We start from the raw sequence: 19,752 nt of genomic DNA, 5'->3' as shown, positions 1-19,752 counted from the left end.
GCCGCGCCCGTCCCCGATTCCTGACCTGCGAGCCTCGAGCCACCGTGCGTTTGCCCCCTGCCGCCCTCGGCGCGTCGCCCCTGCCTCCCGCCGCCTTCCTGCGCCGCGGAGCGGGCCGCGCATGCTGAGCGCCCGCATCGGCGGGGCTGCCGGCGCGGGCCGGCGGTCATGGCGCGCAAGCGCCGGCGCGGCACTGGCGGTGGCCCTGGCGCTCGCTGCGCTGCACGCGCCGGTCGCCACGGCCGGCGATGTCGGCGGCGCCGCCGGGATCAGCTCGCAACTGGTCGACCGCGGCATCGCCGTGACCCGCAGCACCCCGACCCTGCAGGGCGCACTGTTCTGGCTGCCGGCGCCGGGCTGGTCGCTGAGCGGCGCGGCCAGCGTGGCGCTGGATGCGCCGGGCAAGGTGCTGATGGGCAGCGTCGGCCTGTCGCGCAGCTGGACCCTGTCCGACAGCTGGCAACTGCAGGCCGAGGCGCTGCTGTACCGCTACCCTGGGTCGCGCGCCAACCGCCTGTTCAACCGCGACGAGGTCAGCCTGGGCTGGAGCTACCGCGACCGCCTGAGCCTGTCGCTGGCCGCCTTCCGCATGCCCGACAGCGGCCTGCAGCAGCGCTGGTACGGCGCGCTCGACCTGACCGCGCACCAGCCGCTGGCCGGCCCGCTGTCGTTGTCGGTGGGGGCCGGCGTCAGCCAGGCGCCGCCGGCCCTGTACGGACTGGAGTACACCGCGCACTATCATTACGGCCACGCCGGGCTGATCTGGAACGCCGGGCGCTGGAGCCTGGAGGTGGACCGCGTGTTCAGCAACGCCCGCACCGGCTATGCCGACCGCGGCCTGTGGCCTTGGGTGGCCAGCCTCTCCCGCAGCTTCTGAGTCGAGCGCAACCTTTCCGTGCCGCCCCGGCACATACCGGTGCCCGTTGCCATACCTGCCCCCATGAACGACACCGACCTGCTCGGCGATGCCACCGACCGCATGCTGCTCCGGCGCATGGCGGCCAGCGACCGCGAGGCCCTGGCCCGCCTGTACCGCGCCTACCACGGCCGCCTGTGCCGGTTCCTGTCGCGGCTGACTCGTCGCCCGGACATCATCGAGGAGGCGATCAACGACTGCTTCTGGATCGTCTGGCAGAAGGCGGGCGACTTCCGCGGCGACTCGCAGGTCTCGACCTGGATCATGGGCATCGCCTACCGCTGCGGGCTCAAGGCGATCCGCCACCACAGCGACGATGCGATCGACGACGGGGCGATGGCCGAGGACCACGCGGCGGCCGCCGACCCGGACGAGGATCGCGAGCTGCGCGACTGGCTGGGCAAGGGCCTGGAACGCCTGTCGGCCGACCAGCGCCTGGTGGTGGAACTGGTCTACGGCCTCGGCCACAAGCTGGAAGAGGTCGCCGCGATCATGCAGTGCCCGGTGGGCACCATCAAGGCCCGGCTGTTCCATGCCCGGGTCAAGCTTCGCAACGTGCTGCCGGGATTGGCCGGTGGCGCGTCCACGCTGACGGAGAGCGCGTGATGAAATCGGGCTTCAACGAGCCAGGCAACGAGTGCGCGCACGCCTGGGAACTGATGCCGTGGGTGCTGCAGGACAGCGCCACGGAACAAGAAAACGCGTGGCTGGTGGCGCACCTGGCCAAGTGCCGGCACTGCAGCGCCGAGTTCGCCCAGCAGAGCCGCCTGCGCATGGCCATGACCCTGCCCAGCGACGTGCCGGTGGACGCCGAGGCCGGGCTGCAGCGCCTGCTGCAGCGCCTGGACGCGCCGGTCCCGCAGGCGCCGCCGCAGCGCAGCCGCGCCAGCTGGACCACGCGGGCGCTGGTCGCTGCCGCGCTGCTGCAGGCGGTGGGCCTGGGCGTGCTGGGCCTGCGCCTGTCGGCCGAGCACGAGCGCAGTACCGCCTACCGCACCCTCAGCGACGCCGCGCAGCCGCTGGCGGCCGACGCGATCCGGGTGGTGCCGGATGCGCGCATGACCCTGGCCGACTGGGACGCGCTGCTGCGCAAGCTGCAGCTGCGGGTGATCGGCGGCCCCAATGCGGCCGGCGCCTACACCGTGGTGCCGATCCAGGCCGGCGCGGCGGCGCAGCCGCAGCGCAGCGTGCAGCAGCTGCGCGCCACCGCCGGCATCCGCCTGGCGGAGCCGATCGCCGCACCATGAAGCTGCATCTTGCCAGCCTGCTCGTCGCCTGCCTGGGCCTGGGCGCCTGCGCCCACGCCGCGCCGACGGCGGTCGCCGATCCTGCGGCCGCGGCCAAGCTGCCCGGCCTGGATCCGTCGCCGGCGCTGGACAGCCAGCGCCAGATCGTCCTCGCCGTGGCCAACCCGATGGCCGCGCCCAGCCGCCATGCCGGCTCCAACCTGCTCGGCTACGCCTCGGCGCGCTACTACGGCGCCGGCACCCAGGCGGTGGCCACCCTGGACGCGCTGAACAAGCGCTACGGCCTGCGCCAGGTGGCCGGCTGGCCGATCAAGGCATTAGGGCTGTACTGCGTGGTGCTGGAGCCGGCGCCGGGCAGCGACCGTGCCGCGCTGCTGGCGCAACTGGCCAAGGACGACCGCGTGGCGCTGTCGCAGCCGCTGCAGGATTTCGGCACGTATTCGGCCGACAGCCAAGCCGCCGCGCCGGCGCAGCCGCTGCGCTACAACGACCCCTACGTGGACATGCAGCGCGGCTTCGCCGCCACCAATGCGGCCACCGCGCAGGCGCTGAGCCAGGGCCAGGGCGTGGACGTGGCCATCGTCGACACCGGCGTGGACACCGCCCATCCGGACCTGCGCGGGCGCCTGCGCAACACCCGCGACCTGGTCGCCGCCGATCCGGGCGCGTTCAACCGCGACCACCACGGCACCGAGGTCGCCGGCATCATCGCCGCCGGCAGCAACAACCACCTGGGCATCGTCGGCATCGCGCCGAAGGCGATGCTCGACGTGTACAAGGCCTGCTGGTATCCGCAGCGGCCCGGCGCCGGCGCCGGCTGCAATTCCTTCACCCTGGCCAAGGCGCTGGCGGCGATCGGCGACACCCGCACTCGCATCATCAATCTCAGCCTCGGCGGCCCGGCCGACCCGCTGCTGCGCAAGTTGCTGGAACACCTGTTGCGCGATGGCCGCATCGTGGTCGCGGCGATGCCGCCCAACGGCCGCCTGGACGGGTTTCCCGACGGCATTCCCGGGGTGATCGTGGTGCGCAGCAGCGCCGCCACGCCGGCGCCGCCCGGCGTGCTCAGCGCGCCGGGCGAGGACATCCTCACCACCCAGCCCAACGGCGGCTACGACTTCACCTCCGGCTCGTCGATGGCCACGGCCCACGTCAGCGGCGTGGTCGCGCTGCTGCTGGCGCTGGCGCCGCAGCTGGACGCGCGCAGCGTGCACGACCTGCTGCTGCGCACCAGCCGCCAGCGCGACGGCCTGCTGCAGGTGGACGCCGCCGCTGCGGTGCAGGCGCTGCCGCGCAGCGCTCCCCTCGCCCGCTAGAGGCACTCCATGCGTTCCTGGATCCCGCTCTGGTTGCACCGGCTCGGTGCGCCCCCGACCTTCTACCGCGTGGCCGGCGCGGTGCGCCCGTGGAGCCTGGCGGCGGCCGTGCTGCTCGGCGCCGTGGCCGGCTACGGCGGGCTGGTGCTGGCGCCGCCGGATTACCAGCAGCACGACGCCTACCGCATCATGTTCGTGCACGTGCCCTGCGCGTGGATGAGCCTGTTCGTCTACGCGGCGATGGGCGTGGCCGGCCTGGTCGCGCTGGTGTGGCGGGTGAAACTGGCGGAAATCGCCTGCACGGCGTCGGCGCCGATCGGCGCGGCCTTCACCTTCGCCACCCTGTGCACCGGCTCGCTGTGGGGCCGGCCGATGTGGGGCACCTGGTGGACCTGGGACGCGCGGCTGACCTCGGAACTGGTGCTGCTGTTCCTGTACCTGGGCGTGATCGGCCTGCACCGCGCCATCGACGATCCGCGCCAGGGCGCGCGCGCCGCCGCGCTGCTGGCGCTGGTCGGGCTGATCAACCTGCCGATCGTGCATTACTCGGTGGTCTGGTGGAACACGCTGCACCAGGGCTCCACCGTGCGCGTGCTCGGCCCGTCGAAGATGCCGCTGTCGATGCTGTGGCCGCTGCTGTTCGGCGTGGTCGCCAGCAAGTGCTACTACGTCGCCAGCCTGTGCGGACGCATGCGCACCGACCTGCTGGCGCTGGAGCGCGGCAAGGCCTGGGTGCGTGCGCTCGCGCTGCAGGCAGCGCCGGCGGCGACGCACGCGGACACCGTGCCGCTGCCCGCGGAGCACGCGGCATGAGCGGGTTCTGGGCGATGGGCGGCTACGCCGTCTACGTGTGGAGCGCGTACGCGCTGGTCTTCGTAGTGCTGCTCCTGGACAGCCTGCTGCCACGCCGCCGCCAGCGCCGCCTGCTCGCTGGTATCCGCGCGCAAGCGGCCCGCGAACAGGCCCGCCGCGCCCGCGGCAATGCCGTCGTCCCTGGAGTTGGCGATGCATCCCACCCGTAGGCGCCGCCTGCTGCTGGTACTGCTGTTGCTCGGCGCCGCGGCGCTGGCCACCGGCCTGCTCGTGCTGGCCCTGCAGCACAACATCAGCTACCTGTTCACGCCGAGCCAGGTGCAGGCCGGCGCGGCCAAGGACTACCGGGTATTCCGGCTCGGCGGCATGGTCAAGGCCGGCTCGATCACGCGCAGCGCCGATGCGCTGCAGGTGCAGTTCACCGTGATCGACAAGGCCGGCGCCACGGCGGTCGCCTACACCGGCATCCTGCCCGACCTGTTCCGCGACAACCAGGCGGTGATCGCCACCGGCTCGATGCAGGGTGCGCGCTTCGTCGCCACCGAAGTGCTGGCCAAGCACGACGAGACCTACATGCCGCAGGAACTGAAGGACGCGATGGCGCAGGCGCATGCCGATCGGGTGCATGTCGCTCGCACAGCAGCGGCCGCCGCTGCAGCGACGGCGCGGCCATGAGGCCGATCGCGCGCCACCGCACCGGGAGAGCCACGCGATGAGCGCCGAACTCGGCCAATGCGCCCTGATCCTGGCCTTGCTGTTGGCGCTGGTGCAGGCGGTGCTGCCGCTGCTCGGCGCCTGGCGCGGCCAGCGCGCCTGGATGGCGGTGGCGCGGCCGGCCGCCTATGCCCAGGCCGGTTTCGCCTGGCTGGCCTTCGGTCTGCTCGCCTACGTGTTGCTGCAGTTGGATTTCTCGGTGCGCTACGTCGCCGCCAACGCCAACCTGGCGCAGCCCTGGTACTACCGGCTGGCCGCGGTGTGGGGCGCGCATGAAGGCTCGCTGCTGCTGTGGATCGCCATCCTCAACCTGTGGACGGTGGCGCTGGCGCGCAGCGGCCGGCACCTGCCGGAAGCGTTCGCCGCGCGCGTACTCGGCGTGCTCGGGCTGATCGCCAGCGGCTTCCTCGCCTTCGTCCTGTTCACCTCCAATCCGTTCGCGCGCCTGTCGCCGATGCCGCGCGACGGCAGCGAGCTCAACCCGGTGCTGCAGGACCCGGGCATGGTGCTGCATCCGCCGGTGCTGTACACCGGCTATGTCGGTTTCTCGGTGGCCTTCGCCTTCGCCATCGCCGCGTTGCTCGGCGGCGAGCAGCAACAGGCCTGGGTACGCTGGGCGCGGCCGTGGACCAACGTCGCCTGGGGCTTCCTCAGCGCCGGCATCGTCGCCGGCAGCTGGTGGGCCTACGCCGAGCTGGGCTGGGGCGGTTGGTGGTTCTGGGATCCGGTGGAGAACGCCAGCTTCATGCCGTGGCTGGTCGGCGCCGCGCTGATCCACACCCAGGCGGTCACCGAGAAGCGCGGCGCGCTCGGCGCCTGGACCCTGCTGCTGTCGATCCTGGCGTTCTCGCTGTCGTTGCTGGGCACCTTCCTGGTGCGCTCGGGCGTGCTGACCTCGGTGCACGCCTTCGCCGCCGATCCGCGCCGCGGCCTGTACATCCTCGGCTTCCTGGTGCTGGTGGTGGGCGGCTCGTTGCTGCTGTACGCGCTGCGCGCGCCGCGCCTGGCCGCGGGCAAGCCGTTCGCCGCGTTGTCGCGGGAGACTGCGATCCTGGTCGGCAACCTGATGCTCAGCGTGGCCGCGGCGATGGTGCTGCTGGGCACGCTGTTCCCGCTGCTCGGCGATGCGCTGCGGCTGGGCAAGCTCTCGGTCGGGCCGCCCTACTTCGGCCTGCTGTTCCCGCTGCTGATGCTGCCGGTGGTGCTGCTGTTGCCGTTCGGTCCCTACCTGCGCTGGGGTCGCACCGAGCCGGGCGCACTGCGCGCGGTGGCCGCGCGCGCCGGGCTGGCCGCACTGGCCTGTGCGCTCCTGGCATGGCTGCTGAGCGCGGGCACGCTGCGCGCGGTGGCCGGCGTCGCGGCGGCGGCCTGGGTCGGCGTCGGCACCGCCCTGTATGCGCTGACCCGCTGGCGCAGCGCGCCGCGTGGCCGCCGCTTCCCCGCCGAACTGGCCGGCATGCTGCTCGCGCATGCCGGGGTGGCGGTGTTCGTGGCCGGCGTGCTGCTGTCGGAAAGCCTGTCGGTGGAACGCGACGTGCGCCTGGATCCCGGCCAGAGTGCGCAGATCGGCGCCCATGCGTTTCGCTTCGATGGCGTGCGCCTGGTCGACGGCCCCAACTGGAAGGCGGAGCAAGGCACCGTGACCGTGTTGCGCGACGGCGGCGTCGTGGCGGTGCTGCACCCGCAGAAGCGTCTGTACAGCAGCGAACGCATCCAGACCGAGGCGGCGATCGACGCCGGCGTGCTGCGCGACCTGTATGTCGCGCTGGGCGAGCCGGTAGAAGACCAGCACATCGAATACGGCTGGACCCTGCGCCTGTACGACAAGCCCTTCATCCGCTGGATCTGGGCCGGCGGCCTGCTGATGATGCTCGGCGGCTTCGTCAGCGCTGGCGCGCGCCGCTTGCGTGCGCAGCCGGCTGCGGACAGCGCGACCGCGCCGGCCGCGCTCGCCGGAGCCGCGCCATGAGCCGGCTGCTGCCGCTGGCCGCGTTCGTGCTGCTGGCCGCGCTGTTCGGGTTCGGGCTGTGGTGGAGCCGCAGCCACGACCCGCGCGCCGTGCCCTCGCCGCTGCTGGGCAAGCCGGTGCCGCCGTTCGCGCTGCCGCGCCTGGACCGCCCGGACCTGCGCAGCGGCAGCCAGGCGCTGCGCGGCCGCCCGTATCTGCTCAACGTGTTCGGCAGCTGGTGCATGGCCTGCAGCGAGGAGCATCCGCTGCTGATGGCGCAGGCCCGGCAGTTGGGCGTGCCCCTGGTTGGCTACGCCTACCGCGACGATCCGCACGACACCGCCGCCTGGCTGGCGCAGCGCGGCAATCCGTATGCGTTGGTGCTGGTCGACAGCGATGGTCAGCGGGCGATCGACCTGGGCGTGTACGGCGCGCCGGAGACCTTCCTGATCGATGCCGACGGCGTGGTCCGCTACAAGCACGTCGGCGTGCTGACGCCGCAGGTGCTGGCCGACGAAGTGCGCCCTGCGATTGCGGCGCTTGGCGGAGCGCGGCGATGAGCGTCCTCGTCGCACGGACGCCCCGGCGCATGCCGTGGTGGCGGTTGCTGGTGCTCCTGTGGGTGATAGGCGGCGCACTGCCGGCCTCCGCCCAGGCGGTCGATCCGTTGCCCTTCAAGGACCGCGTGCAGGAGCAGCGTTTCCAGCACCTGACCGCGCAATTGCGCTGCCTGGTCTGCCAGAACGAGAACCTGGCCGATTCCGACGCCACCCTGGCGCGCGACCTGCGCCACCAGGTGTTCGCACAACTGAAGGCCGGGCGCAGCGATGCCCAGATCAAGCAGTACATGGTCGATCGCTACTCGGCTTTCGTGCTGTACGACCCACCACTGGCGCCGGGCACCTGGCTGCTGTGGTTCGGGCCGGCGCTGTTGCTGCTGGGCGGCGCCGGCATGGTCGTGGCGACGCTGCGGCACCGTCGTCGTGCCATCGGTGCCGCAACGGCAGACGCCGACGCGGAGGACGCCTGGTGACGCCCGGCTTCGCCCTCACCGCCGCGACGATGCTCGGCATCGCCCTGGTCGCCGTGCTGCGTCCCCTGCTCGCCCAGCGTCCCGGCATACGTCCGCAACGTGGCATCGCCCTGCTGCTGGCGCTGCTGCTGCCGTTGCTCGGCGCCGGCCTGTATTGGCGCATCGGCACGCCGACGGCCCTGGCCGGCGTCCCCCTGCAACCGCAGCCGCCGGCTGCGCCGGAGCAGACCGCGCAACGGCTGCAAGGCTGGCTGCAGCAGGCCTGGGACGCGCAACAGGCGCAGCGCCCGCACGACGCGCAGCAGGCCTATGCGCAGGCCCTGCGGATCGCCCCGGACAATGTCGAGGCGCTGCTCGGCTGGGCCGAGACCGACATGGCGCAACGCGCCGATCTCGCCGTCGGCAACGCCGCACGCGCCATGCTCGACCGGGTGCTGGCGCAGCAACCGGACAACCAGCGGGCGCTGTGGATTCGCGGCATCGCCGCGTTCCAGCAGCAACGCTATGCCGATGCGGCAGGCGACTGGCACCACTTGTTCACCCTGCTGCCCGCCGCATCGCCGCTGCGCGAGACGGTGACGCAGAAGATCACCACGGCTGAGGCAATGGCGGCCAATGGCTCGCCGGGGAACGCAACGCTGCGCTGACGCGGTCGCAGCGATCGCGGCGGCGACGCGGGTTGTTCAGAGAGCCTGCTCGCGCATGCGTTTCAGTGTGTCCGCGGCGACGGCTTGGCATGCCGGGATCGCGGAACATGCCATGACGCAGCCCAGCGCGGCGGCAGCGCCAACTACACCAGCGCACGGTTCATCTCCCCGCATTTGCACCGAAGATAGGAATGCGTATCATTAACCGACATCTCACCCACCGCCGCCACGCGCTGTCCGCTGCCCAGCCGGTGCTTCCTCCCCACGGGCCTGCATGTCTTCTTCTTCCACCTCGCTCCACGTCCCTGACGCCCCGGCGACGCCGCGGCGCCGCTCCCTGCCGCCCTGGCTGGGCGTGCTGGCGCGCACCCTGGCGGCGATCGTCGGCGGTTATGCGCTGGCCGCGGCCACTGCGGTGCTGCTGCCGCTGCTGTGGCCTTCGGTGCGCGCGCAGGCGGTGTTGAGCGGGATGATGCTGGGCATCCTGGTCTGCGCCTGCACCGCGCTGTGGGCGTTCGCCGCGCGCAGCGCCGGGCGCGCCTGGCTGGGCATCGCCGCGCTGCTGGCGCCGATGGCCCTGGCCATCGCCTGGCTGCAGCAGCACGCGCCATGAAGCAGGGATTGCGCCAATCGATGGCCTGGCTGCACACCTGGAGCGGCCTGCTGGTGTCCTGGGTGCTGCTGCTGATCTTCATGGCCGGCACCGCCAGCTATTTCCGCAACGAGATCAGCCGCTGGATGCGTCCGGAACTGCCGCAGGCGCAACCGAGCACCGACGTGGTGGCCGCCCGTGCGGTGGCGCTGCTGCAGCGCGAGGCACCGCAGTCGCCGCAGTGGTTCGTGTCGCTGGCCAATCCGCGCGCGCCGTTCACCGACCTGTTCTGGCGCAATCCGCCGCCGGCCGACGGCGCCCGCCAGAGCCGCAAGGAGATGTTCGGCAACGCCTTGCTCGACCCGGTCAGCGGCGAGGCCAGCCAGACCCGCGACACCCGCGGCGGCGACTTCTTCTACCGCCTGCACTTCGACCTGCACTACATCCCGGCGCTCTGGGCGCGCTACATCGTCGGCTTCTGCGCGATGTTCATGCTGGTGGCGATCATCAGCGGCGTGATCACCCACAAGAAGATCTTCAAGGACTTCTTCACCTTCCGCCCGGCCAAGGGCCAGCGCTCGTGGCTGGACTTCCACAATGCCAGCGCGGTGCTCGCCCTGCCCTACCACGCGATGATCACCTACACCGGGCTGGTCACACTGATGCTGATGTACCTGCCCTGGGGCATCAAGACCGCCTACCCCGACGCCGAGCAGGCGTTCTACGCCGAGGCGTTCCAGGAACCGGAGAACCTGCGCGAGGCCAGCGGTACGCCCGGGCGCATGCTGCCGATCGCGCAACTGCTGGACGTGGCGCGCCGCGAATGGGGCCCGCAGGCGCCGATCGCCGGATTCACCGTGTACAACGCCGGCGACGCGGCCGCGGCCATCCAGATCCGCCAGGGCGACGGCCAGCGCCTGGGTTACACCACGCCGTCATTGCTGCTGGACGCCGGCAGCGGCCAGATCCTCGGCCGCAGCGGCACGCTGGGCGCCGCCGCGGAAACCCGCAGCACCCTGTACGGCCTGCACCTGGCGCACTTCGCCGGTCCCTGGCTGCGCTGGCTGTTCTTCGGCTGCGGCCTGCTCGGCTGCCTGATGGTGGCCAGCGGCGCGATCCTGTGGGCGGTCAAGGAGCGGCCCAAGCACGCCAAGGCCGGCCGCATCGGCCTGGGCCTGCGCCTGGTCGACGCGCTCAACATCGGCACCGTGGCCGGGCTGCCGATCGCCTTCGCCGCCTATTTCTGGGGCAACCGGCTGCTGCCGCTGCACCTGGAGTCGCGCCCGGAAAATGAAGCGGCGGTGTTCTTCCTGGCCTGGGCCGCGGCCCTGGTCGCCGCGCAGGTGTGGCCGAAGCGCGCGATGTGGGCCTGGCAACTGTACGCGGGCGCGGCACTGTTCGGCTTGCTGCCGCTGCTCAACGCCGTCACCACCGATGCGCACCTGGGCGTGAGCCTGCTGGCCGGAGACTGGGCGCTGGCCGGATTCGACCTGGTCTGCCTGTTCCTCGGTATCGCCCTGGCGCTGGCCGCGCGGCGCATGCAGCGCTGGCAACCGCCGCTGTCGGCGGCCGAACGCCGCGCCCACGACCGCGGCGGATCCGGCAAGCCGGTCCTGGCCACGGAGGGCGCATGACCGTCCTCGGCCTGTGCCTGGCCTTCTCCGGCTTCGTCGCGCTGTGCCTGGGCATGGAGAAGCACCAGCTCGACCTGTACGGCGCACGCCGCGCCGCCGCGCCGCGCCTGCGGCAACTGCAGGCCGCCGGCTGGCTGCTGTTGAGCGCGGCGTTCGCCTGCTGCGTGGCCGCGCGCGGCTGGGGCATCGGCCCGGTGCTGTGGGTGGGTTCGCTCAGCGCCAGCGCGGCGCTGCTGACCCTGGGCCTGCTGCCGTACCGGCCGCGGCTGATCGTGCCGCTGGCGTTGCTGGCGCCGCCGCTGGGCGTCGGCGCCGCGTTGTTGGGATAAGCGCGCGCCCGGCCGTTCAGCGGTCGGCGGTCACCGTCGGTGCCCGCAGTTCGGCCGCGGTGCGCGCGCCGGCGAACACCAGCACCAGCCCCGCCGCCAGGGTGATCGCCAGGTACAGCGGCACCATGCCGAGGCGGCCGTTACGCACGAACACCATGCTTTCCATCATCAACGAGGAGAACGTGGTCAGCCCGCCGACCAGGCCCACGATCAGCAGCGCCCGCCAGTACGGAGCGCTGGCGCCGCGCCCCTCGATCCACACCAGCAGGAAGCCGCCGACGAAGGCGCCGGCCAGGTTCACCGCCAGCGTGCCCCACGGGAAGCCGGCGCCATAGCGCTGCAGCAGCGCGCTGCCGACCGCGAAACGCAGGCCGGAGCCGACTGCGCCGCCGGCCATCGCCAGCAGCAATTGCTGCCACCACAGGGTCAGGTTCATGCGCGCCTCCGCGAAACGAACGCGGGAGCGGCAGCAGAAAAACGAGAGGAAACGGGCATCGGATTCTCCACAAGGACGATGCCGGGGCGCACGCCTGCCACCCCGGCGGGGGTTGGGCAGGCATCATCAGCACGCAGTGCTGCGGGCGGTTCGAGGAGGAATGCCATCTCCTGTACGCCGATTATGAAGCCGACTGCCCGGCCTTGTCAGCCCGCGCCTGCTCGCGCGCGGCGCGCAGGCGGTCGAGCTTGTCCTTGAGCTTGATCTCCAGGCCGCGTTCCACCGGCCGGTAGTAGACCCGCTCGCCCATCGCATCGGGAAAGCCGGTCTGGTCCAGGGCGATGCCGCCTTCGGCGTCGTGGTCGTACTGGTAGTCGGCGCCGTAGCCCAGGGTCTTCATCAGCTTGGTCGGCGCGTTGCGCAGATGCAGCGGTACCTCCTGGGTGCCGGTTTCGCGCACTTCGGCCTTGGCCTGGTTGAAGGCGGCATAGCCGGCGTTCGACTTGGCGGTGCTGGCCAGGTACAGCACCAGCTGCGCGAAGGCCAGTTCGCCTTCCGGGCTGCCCAGGCGCTCGTAGATATCCCAGGCTTCCAGCGCCATCGACTGCGCGCGCGGATCGGCCAGGCCGATGTCCTCGATCGCCATGCGGGTCAGCCGCCGCGCCAGGTAGGACGGGTCGCAGCCGCCGTCGAGCATGCGTGTGAGCCAGTACAGCGCCGCGTCCGGGTTGGAGCTGCGCACCGACTTGTGCAGCGCCGAGATCTGGTCGTAGAACTGCTCGCCGCCCTTGTCGAAGCGGCGGGTGCGGTCGGCCAGGACCTGCTGCAGGGTCTGCGCGGTGATCTCGCCGCCCTCGTCCTGGGCCAGCTCGGCGGCGATTTCCAGCAACGTCAGCGCGCGCCGCACGTCGCCATCGGCGGCGCCGGCGATCTCCAGCAAGGCCGCATCGGAGACCTGCAGTTGCTCGGCGCCGAGTCCGCGTTCGGGATCGTGCAGCGCCCGCTGCAGCGCCTCGGCGATGTCCTGCGGCGACACCGCCTCCAGCACGTGCACGCGGCAGCGCGACAGCAGCGCCGAATTCAGCTCGAACGACGGATTCTCGGTGGTGGCGCCGACGAACAGGATGGTGCCGCGCTCGATGTGCGGCAGGAACGCGTCCTGCTGCGCCTTGTTGAAACGGTGCACCTCGTCGACGAACAGCACCGTGCGGCGCCCGTCGGCGAAACGCTGCGCAGCCTCGGCCAGCACCAGCCGCACCTCGGGCAGGCCGGACAGCACCGCCGAGATCGCCTTGAACTCGGCCTCGGCATATTGCGCCAACAGCAGCGCCAGCGTGGTCTTGCCGCAGCCCGGCGGCCCCCACAGGATCATCGAGTGCACCCGGCCGGACGCGACCGCACGGCGCAGCGCACTGGTCGGCGCCAGCAGGCGCTTCTGCCCGACCATCTCGTCGAGCGTGCGCGGGCGCATGCGCTCGGCCAGCGGGCGCATGGCCTCGCGGTCGACGCTCAGCAGGTCGGGGGCATCGGAAGCGAAGGGTCTGCGTTTGGCCATGCGCCCATTCTATCGCCGCGGCCCGTGTACGCCTTGCCGCCGGCATGTATCCCGGCTGCCGGCGTGCCCGGCGCCGCAGGCCCGCGTGGCGCCAATGCGAGCGCTAGAATCGCGACGCCTCCACCGCACGGCCGCCCCCCCCGCCATGAGCCACCACGACACCCTGGACGCGTTCACCCATCAGCACGACTTCCTCGGCACGCGCCACGAGCGCAACGCGCGCCGCACCTGGTCGGTGGTGGCGCTGACCGCCGCGATGATGGGCGTGGAGATCGTCGCCGGCTGGTGGACCGGCTCGATGGCGCTGCTGGCCGACGGTCTGCACATGGCCACCCACGCCGGCGCGCTGTCGCTGGCCGGCTTCGCCTACTGGTTCGCGCGGCGGCACCGGCACAATCCGCGCTTCACCTTCGGCACCGGCAAGGTCGGCGACCTGGCCGGCTTCTCCAGCGCGTTGATCCTGGCGCTGATCGCCCTCGGCATCGGCGTGGAGTCGGCATTGCGCCTGGCGCAGCCGGTGCACATCGCCTACGACGAGGCCCTGTGGATCGCGGCACTGGGCCTGCTGGTGAACCTGCTGAGCGCCTGGATGCTGGGCGCCGACCATCATCATGATCATGGGCATGGGCATGGGCACGGGCACGGGCACGGCCATAGTCACGGCCATCATCACGAACACGGCCATGCCCATGCCACGCATCGGCATGACGACCATGCGCACGCGCACCACGATGGGCATGACCACGATCACGCGCACGGTCACGACCATCACCACCCCCGCGATCGCCACGGGCACGCACACGCCCACGTCGCGCCCGCGCAGGCCGCCAGCCACGACCGGCACGCGCACGCCGACCACAACCTGCGCTCGGCCTACATGCACGTGCTGGCCGACGCGCTGACCTCGGTGATGGCGATCGTCGCCCTGCTGCTGGCCAAGTACCTGGGCTGGACCTGGACCGATGCGTTGATGGGCATCGTCGGCGCCATCGTCATCGCACGCTGGTCGCTGGCGCTGTTGCGCGACACCGGCGCGGTGCTGCTCGACGCCTCGGCGCCGGCGGCGCTGCAGGCGCAGATCCGCGACCGCCTGCAGCAGGACGACGAACGCATCGCCGACCTGCACGTGTGGCGGGTCGGCCCCGGCCAGCACGCGGCGATCGTGTCGCTGGTGACCCACCGGCCGCGGCCGGCGGCGTTCTACCACGCGCGCCTGCAGGGCGTGGCCACCCTGGGCCACGTCAGCATCGAAGTGCAGACCTGCCCGGAGTGACCGGGAAGACCGCCGCGCACCGAGACCGCGCGCGGCGGCAGCCGGCTCAGCGGTCGCCGACCACGTCCACGTCCTTATCCGGGACGTAGCGGAAGGTGCCGGTGGCGAAGGCCGGATTGCGCTTCCAGTCGCTGAAGCTGATCTCGGTGCGCTGGCCGACCGGATCCACCACTTCCATGCGTGCCAGGCCGTTGCGGTCGAAGCCGAGCTTGGCCATCTGGAAGCTGGCCTCGGTGTCCACCTTCGGCGTCATGGTCAGCCACTGCAGCCCGTCGCGGGCCACCGCCTCCTCGCTGACGTCGTACTGGCGGTCGAGCTTGCCCGGGTCGATCAGCGCGGTCAGCGGGCTGTTCTGTTCCTCGCTGCCCTGCGCGCGCACCGTGGCCTGCTTCAGGTCCGGGTCGTACACCCAGACCTTGCTGCCGTCGGCGACGATCAGCTGGGTATAGGGCTTGCGGTACTCCCAGCGGAACAGGCGCGGCGCCGACAGGGCGACGCGGCCGCTGGAGCTTTCCTTCAGCGTGCCCTTGCCGTCGTAGACCTTCTGCGCGAACTGGCCGTCCAGGCCCTTCAGCCCGCGGGTGAAGGCAGTGAGGTCCTCACGGGCGCCGGCGAAGGCGGAGCCGGCCAGCAGCGCGGTGGCGAGGACGGTGTAGCGGAGTGTGCGAAGCATGCGGATGGATTTCCGGATGGGGTGTGGGAAGTGTGACCCGGCGCGGCTGAATAGGCGATCAGAGGGCGTCGCCGGCCAAGATACGGCTACGGCCCGGTCTGCATCCGGCGCAGGTCGCCGTACAGGATCTGCCCGCGGAAGCCGCGCCGCACCTGCTGGTACAGCTCGCGGAAGGCGGCGTAGTCCTGCGGCTGGCACAGCGCCGCCGGGCCGTGGATCGCGCGCCGGTGCAGCGTGTGCGTGGCGGTCACGGTCTGTCCGTCGCGCACCCAGGTCGCGGCGTATTCGCCGGCGGCGTTGCGGAAATGGGTGTCGGCCGGGATCGCGATGATCGGCACGCTGTCCGGGAAGGTCAGCCGATAGGTCTCGCTGCGCGCGTTGTCGTTGCAGTAGAACGGGGTCAGATTGCGCTCGGCCGAGGCGGTGCTGTAGACCCCGCGCACCGAGTCGGCGCCGGGCATCAGCGGCAGGCTCATGCCGCCGACCACGCCGAAGTCCACGTAGTCGTGCGCGTGGAAGCGGTAGGCGTAGCCGAACGGCCGGCGCAGGTCCTGCGGCGCGCCCTGCAGCAGCAACTCGCCGCTGCCGTCGAAGCCGGAGGCGGCAAGGATCGATTCCTCGATGCGGGTGCGGTTCTGCGCGTTGAGCTGCACGAACATCGTGCGCAGGCCGACCTCACCGACATCGCCGCTGTCCAGTCGGGTGATGCCGCTCAGGCTGCCGTCGGCGGCGAAGCGATAGTCGGTCTCGACCAGGTAGCGGTTGCGCTTGGCATCGTCCGGCGGCGTGCGCGCCAGGGTGCCGTCGGCGGTGTGCAGCACCGGCGCGCCGAGGTCGCCGGCCGGCAACTGGCCGAAGCGCGCGTACGGGCTGGTGGAGTCCACGTACAGCTTGAACTCGGGCAGATAGGTGATGGCGTGGTTGAACCGGCCCAGCACCGGCACCTCGGGCAGGGTCGGCCCGCCCTGCGCGCCGATCAGCACCGGCGTGCTGGCGATGCCCTTGGCCGCCAGCAGCGCTTCCAGCACCACGGTGTGGTCCTTGCAGTCGCCGTAGTGGTTGTCGAGGATGCTGTCGGCGCTGTTCGGCTGCAGCCCGCCGTTGCCCAGGTACACCGCCACGTAGCGGATGTTGCGCGCCACCCATTCGTACAGCGCCGCGGCCTGTGCGCGGCGATCGCTGATGCCGGCGGTGATCTGCTCGGCGCGGGCGCGCACCTTGGGCGTGACCTGCGCGGCGGCGGCGCTGCTGTGCTGGTAGGCCTGGGCCATCTGCGCCCAGCGGCGGAAGCTGCTGGCCATGATGGTCGGGCTGAACTCCCAGGTCGCCGCCGACCAGTTCTGGCTCTTCATCGGCTCGCGGCGGCTGTAGTGCCACTCCCAGCGCGCCTGCTCGCCGTCGATCCGCGGCGTGTCGCTGCCCTGCACGCCGCGCGTGTACAGGTGCATCATCTGCAGGCGCCGCGGCGCCACCAGGGTCACCGTGGCGTCGTCGTACTGGGAGAACACGCTGAAGGTCTCCCACAGGCTGAAGTAGCCGGGGAAGTACGGCACGTTCTGGGTGCGCCGCACCCGGTACACCAGGCGCGCGCCGGGCATCAGGTTGGGAAACACCACCACCTTGACCTTGCGGTCGGCGTACATCGCCGCTGCCGCGCTGGAATAGCTTTCCTGGGTGTAGATCTTGTCGGCCGGCACGTCGTGGCGCAGCCCGTCCGGGGTCAGCGTGTAGGCGGCCAGCACCTCCAGCGTCTCCAGCTTCTCGCTGTAGCTCAGGCGCACCTGGCTGAACTGGTCGACGCCGGCCTTGGTCTTGAGCAGCAGCTCGACCTCGTCGGTCTCCACGCTGGTGGCGTCCTCGCGCACCTCGTAGTCGGCGCGGTAGCGCACGTAGCTGTAGTTGTTGCTGACCACCGGTGCAGCCGCGGCCGGCTGGTCGGTGTCGCGCTCCGCGGTCGGCGCCGGTTGCGCCGCGGCGAGGCCGGCCAGCGCCAGCAGCGCCGAGCCGAGCAACCATCGCACCGCGCGCAGTGGCGCCGGTCCACGCAGGCGCCGGCCATGGCCGGCGGAGGGCGCGGTGCGGCTCACTTCGGTGGCGGCGGCGCCAGCACGCTGCGGTCGCCGTTGTGTTCGGGCGGGCTGACCACCCCGGCGGCTTCCATCGCCTCGATCAGCCGCGCGGCGCGGTTGTAGCCGATCTTCAACCGCCGCTGTACGCCGGAAATCGAGGCGCGGCGGGTCTCGGTGACGATGCGCAGGGCCTCGTCGTACAGCGGGTCGGATTCGTCGCCGCCACCGCCGCCGGCTTCGGGCAGGCCGGTGGCGCCGATCACGGTGCCGTCGCCCATGGTCTGCACCTCGTCGAGCACGCCCTCGATGTAGTCGGCCGGGCCGCTGGCCTTCAGGTGCTCCACCACGCGGTGCACTTCCTCGTCGCTGACGAAGGCGCCGTGCACGCGGTCCGGCATCGCCGTGCCCGGCGGCAGGTACAGCATGTCGCCATGGCCCAGCAGGGTCTCGGCGCCGGACTGGTCGAGGATGGTGCGCGAGTCGATCTTGGAACTGACCTGGAAGGCGATGCGGGTCGGGATGTTGGCCTTGATCAGGCCGGTGATCACGTCCACCGACGGACGCTGGGTGGCCAGGATCAGGTGGATGCCGGCCGCGCGGGCCTTCTGCGCCAGGCGCGCGATCAGTTCTTCGACCTTCTTGCCGACGATCATCATCATGTCGGCGAATTCGTCGATGAAGATGACGATGAACGGCAGCGTGTCCAGCGGCCGCGGCGCCTCGGCCAGGTCCGGGTTGGGCTTGAACAGCGGGTCCATCAGCGGCTGCCCGGCGTCCTGCGCGTCCTTGACCTTCTTGTTGAAGCCGGCCAGGTTGCGCACGCCGACCGCGCTCATCAGCTTGTAGCGGCGCTCCATTTCCGCCACGCACCAGCGCAGGCCGTTGGCGGCCTCCTTCATGTCGGTGACCACCGGCGCCAGCAGATGCGGGATGCCCTGGTAGACGCTCAGTTCGAGCATCTTCGGGTCGATCATCAGCATCCGCAGGTCCTTGGCCGAGGCCTTGTACAGCAGGCTCAGCACCATCGCGTTGACCGCCACCGACTTGCCCGAGCCGGTGGTACCGGCGACCAGCAAATGCGGCATGCGCGCCAGGTCGGCCACGGTCGGACGCCCGGCGATGTCCTTGCCCAGGGCCAGGGTCAGCGGGCTGGCCGACTTGTCGTATTCCTTGGAGCGCAGCAGTTCGCTGAGATAGATCATCTCGCGGCTGACGTTGGGGATTTCCAGGCCGATCACCGACTTGCCCGGGATCACGTCGACCACGCGCACCGACTTCACCGACAGGCCGCGGGCGATGTCCTTGTCCAGCGAGCTGATCTGGCTGACCTTGATGCCCGGCGCCGGCTCGATCTCGAAGCGGGTGATGACCGGACCGGGATAGGCGCCGACCACCTGCGCCTCGATGCGGAAGTCCTTGAGCTTGAACTCGATCTGCCGCGACAGGGTTTCCAGGGTCTCCTCGGAATAGCCCTTGGCCTGCGGCTTGGGGTCGTCCAGCAGCGCCAGCGGCGGCACCCCGGAGGGGTCGCTGCCGGTACCGTGGAACAGCGGGATCTGCTGCTCGCGCTTGGCGCGCTCGCTCTTCTCCACCACCGGCGCCGGCGGCGGCTCGATCTTGACCGGCTCGCGCTTGGCGCGCTGCACCGCGTCGACCTTGCGCACTTCCTCGCGTTCCTCGCGCATGGCGCGGGTCTGCTGCCATTCGTTGGCCTGCTGGGTGCCGCGTCGGGCCAGCGCCGGCAGGGTCATCACCGCCTTGCCGATGCGCTCCATCACCGCGAACCAGGACAGCCCGGTGGCCAGGGTCACCGACACCAGCAGCAGCACCAGCACGAACAGGTTGGCACCGAGCGCGCCGAAGCCGGCGCCCAGCGAATTGCCGACCAGCTTGCCGAGGATGCCGCCGGCGCCGGCCACGTCGCCGGCGAACAGGCGCAGGTGCAGCAGCCCGGTGGCGGCGATCAGGAAGCCGACGATGCCGACCAGGCGCAGCGCCGGGCCGAGGTCGGCCTCGCCGTCGCCGTCCTGGTCCATGCCGAACAGCGCGATCCAGGAGATCGCGCCGATCACCACCGGCAGCAGGAAGGCCACGTAGCCGAACAGTTGCAGCAGCACGTCGGCGATCCAGGCGCCGAACTTGCCGCCCATGTTGTGCACCGGCGCGACCACGCTGCCGGTATGCGACCAGCCCGGATCGGTAGCCGAATAGGTCGCCAGGCTGGCCAGCAGGTACAGCAGCAGCGGTGCGATCGCGATCAGCGCCAGATCGCGCCACAGCTTCTGCCGGCGTGGGTTGGGCGCGGCGCCCTGCTTGCGTGCCGCCGCATTGGCGCCCTGGGATTTGCCGCGTTCCGGAACCTGCTTCGCCACGCTATGACCAGACCTTAGAAATGCATCGTTAGTGATTGATAATAAACGAATCGCCCTTGCATTTCAGCAGGCGCTACCTGAATCGTGCGGTCTCGCGCCGCTGTGCCGCGGCGGCGCCTGCTGGCAGCATGCACTGGCGCGCCGCGGAGGCCGTCGGTCGCGACGGGCCGCAGCGTTTCCGCCAC

At 71.3% G+C, this 19,752-nt stretch carries 20 protein-coding genes and 1 riboswitch; of the genes, 15 read left to right on the top strand and 5 right to left on the bottom strand.

Annotated features, from left to right (window positions below):
- The first annotated feature begins 121 nt into the window (after positions 1-121).
- From Q7W82_RS13260 to Q7W82_RS13195, 14 genes are all read left to right on the top strand, one after another.
- Positions 122-877 (top strand): hypothetical protein, encoded by a 756-nt coding sequence (locus Q7W82_RS13260; protein WP_242158721.1) that lies wholly within the window; start codon positions 122-124, stop codon positions 875-877.
- 63 nt (positions 878-940) lie between these two features.
- Positions 941-1,522 carry a sigma-70 family RNA polymerase sigma factor gene (locus Q7W82_RS13255; protein WP_242083424.1) on the top strand — a complete coding sequence of 194 codons (582 nt, stop codon included), beginning with the start codon at positions 941-943 and terminating at the stop codon, positions 1,520-1,522.
- Entirely contained in the window at positions 1,522-2,163 is a 642-nt protein-coding gene (locus Q7W82_RS13250) for a zf-HC2 domain-containing protein (protein ID WP_242158719.1), read from the top strand. Before Q7W82_RS13255 ends, Q7W82_RS13250 begins: the two co-directional genes overlap by 1 nt.
- On the top strand, positions 2,160-3,479 hold the full coding sequence (locus tag Q7W82_RS13245; protein ID WP_242158717.1) for a S8 family serine peptidase: 1,320 nt from the start codon (positions 2,160-2,162) through the stop codon (positions 3,477-3,479). Before Q7W82_RS13250 ends, Q7W82_RS13245 begins: the two co-directional genes overlap by 4 nt.
- Before the next feature lie 9 nt (positions 3,480-3,488).
- A complete protein-coding gene (locus Q7W82_RS13240; protein ID WP_242158715.1) occupies positions 3,489-4,292 on the top strand; it encodes a heme ABC transporter permease in 804 nt (267 codons plus the stop codon).
- Positions 4,289-4,501 (top strand): heme exporter protein CcmD, encoded by a 213-nt coding sequence (ccmD, locus tag Q7W82_RS13235; protein ID WP_242158713.1) that lies wholly within the window; start codon positions 4,289-4,291, stop codon positions 4,499-4,501. The genes Q7W82_RS13240 and ccmD overlap by 4 nt, the downstream gene beginning before the upstream one ends.
- Entirely contained in the window at positions 4,485-4,967 is a 483-nt protein-coding gene (ccmE, locus tag Q7W82_RS13230; RefSeq protein ID WP_242158696.1) for a cytochrome c maturation protein CcmE, read from the top strand. The genes ccmD and ccmE overlap by 17 nt, the downstream gene beginning before the upstream one ends.
- A 37-nt stretch (positions 4,968-5,004) precedes the next feature.
- Entirely contained in the window at positions 5,005-6,975 is a 1,971-nt protein-coding gene (locus tag Q7W82_RS13225) for a heme lyase CcmF/NrfE family subunit (protein ID WP_242158695.1), read from the top strand.
- Entirely contained in the window at positions 6,972-7,514 is a 543-nt protein-coding gene (locus Q7W82_RS13220; RefSeq protein ID WP_242158686.1) for a DsbE family thiol:disulfide interchange protein, read from the top strand. Before Q7W82_RS13225 ends, Q7W82_RS13220 begins: the two co-directional genes overlap by 4 nt.
- Positions 7,515-7,543: 29 nt before the next feature.
- Positions 7,544-7,987, top strand: a complete 444-nt coding sequence (locus Q7W82_RS13215; protein WP_242159057.1) for a cytochrome c-type biogenesis protein — start codon at positions 7,544-7,546, stop codon at positions 7,985-7,987.
- Positions 7,984-8,634, top strand: a complete 651-nt coding sequence (locus Q7W82_RS13210; protein WP_242158684.1) for a tetratricopeptide repeat protein — start codon at positions 7,984-7,986, stop codon at positions 8,632-8,634. The genes Q7W82_RS13215 and Q7W82_RS13210 overlap by 4 nt, the downstream gene beginning before the upstream one ends.
- A gap of 274 nt (positions 8,635-8,908) precedes the next feature.
- Positions 8,909-9,247: a DUF3649 domain-containing protein gene (locus Q7W82_RS13205; protein WP_242158682.1), complete on the top strand. Its 339-nt coding sequence runs from the start codon at positions 8,909-8,911 to the stop codon at positions 9,245-9,247.
- A complete protein-coding gene (locus tag Q7W82_RS13200; RefSeq protein ID WP_242158680.1) occupies positions 9,244-10,860 on the top strand; it encodes a PepSY-associated TM helix domain-containing protein in 1,617 nt (538 codons plus the stop codon). The genes Q7W82_RS13205 and Q7W82_RS13200 overlap by 4 nt, the downstream gene beginning before the upstream one ends.
- On the top strand, positions 10,857-11,189 hold the full coding sequence (locus Q7W82_RS13195; protein WP_148828700.1) for a DUF3325 domain-containing protein: 333 nt from the start codon (positions 10,857-10,859) through the stop codon (positions 11,187-11,189). Before Q7W82_RS13200 ends, Q7W82_RS13195 begins: the two co-directional genes overlap by 4 nt.
- Positions 11,190-11,205: 16 nt before the next feature.
- On the opposite strand, the gene crcB is transcribed toward Q7W82_RS13195, so the two are convergent.
- Together crcB and Q7W82_RS13185 are read right to left on the bottom strand one after the other, a co-directional pair.
- Positions 11,206-11,625 carry a fluoride efflux transporter CrcB gene (gene crcB, locus Q7W82_RS13190; protein WP_017909551.1) on the bottom strand — a complete coding sequence of 140 codons (420 nt, stop codon included), beginning with the start codon at positions 11,623-11,625 and terminating at the stop codon, positions 11,206-11,208.
- A 110-nt stretch (positions 11,626-11,735) separates the two neighbouring features.
- Positions 11,736-11,805: riboswitch (Fluoride riboswitch) on the bottom strand.
- 1 nt (position 11,806) lies between these two features.
- Complete coding sequence (locus Q7W82_RS13185) at positions 11,807-13,180, bottom strand: replication-associated recombination protein A (RefSeq protein ID WP_242158678.1); 1,374 nt, start codon at positions 13,178-13,180, stop codon at positions 11,807-11,809.
- A gap of 145 nt (positions 13,181-13,325) precedes the next feature.
- Between Q7W82_RS13185 and Q7W82_RS13180 the strand changes: the two genes are divergently transcribed.
- On the top strand, positions 13,326-14,453 hold the full coding sequence (locus Q7W82_RS13180; RefSeq protein WP_242158676.1) for a cation diffusion facilitator family transporter: 1,128 nt from the start codon (positions 13,326-13,328) through the stop codon (positions 14,451-14,453).
- 46 nt (positions 14,454-14,499) lie between these two features.
- Here Q7W82_RS13180 and lolA read toward each other — a convergent pair whose 3' ends face one another.
- From lolA to Q7W82_RS13165, 3 genes are all read right to left on the bottom strand, one after another.
- Positions 14,500-15,126: an outer membrane lipoprotein chaperone LolA gene (gene lolA, locus Q7W82_RS13175; RefSeq protein WP_010341718.1), complete on the bottom strand. Its 627-nt coding sequence runs from the start codon at positions 15,124-15,126 to the stop codon at positions 14,500-14,502.
- A gap of 86 nt (positions 15,127-15,212) precedes the next feature.
- On the bottom strand, positions 15,213-17,156 hold the full coding sequence (locus Q7W82_RS13170; RefSeq protein WP_242159056.1) for a DUF3857 domain-containing protein: 1,944 nt from the start codon (positions 17,154-17,156) through the stop codon (positions 15,213-15,215).
- A 53-nt stretch (positions 17,157-17,209) separates the two neighbouring features.
- A complete protein-coding gene (locus Q7W82_RS13165; RefSeq protein ID WP_017909556.1) occupies positions 17,210-19,567 on the bottom strand; it encodes a DNA translocase FtsK in 2,358 nt (785 codons plus the stop codon).
- Between the last annotated feature and the right edge of the window lie 185 nt (positions 19,568-19,752).

Origin of the sequence: Xanthomonas indica, assembly GCF_040529045.1 — a bacterium.
Classification (GTDB): Bacteria; Pseudomonadota; Gammaproteobacteria; order Xanthomonadales; family Xanthomonadaceae; genus Xanthomonas_A; species Xanthomonas_A indica.
Note: the sequence above shows the minus strand (reverse complement) of the source record. Positions and strands in the feature narration are given on the sequence as shown.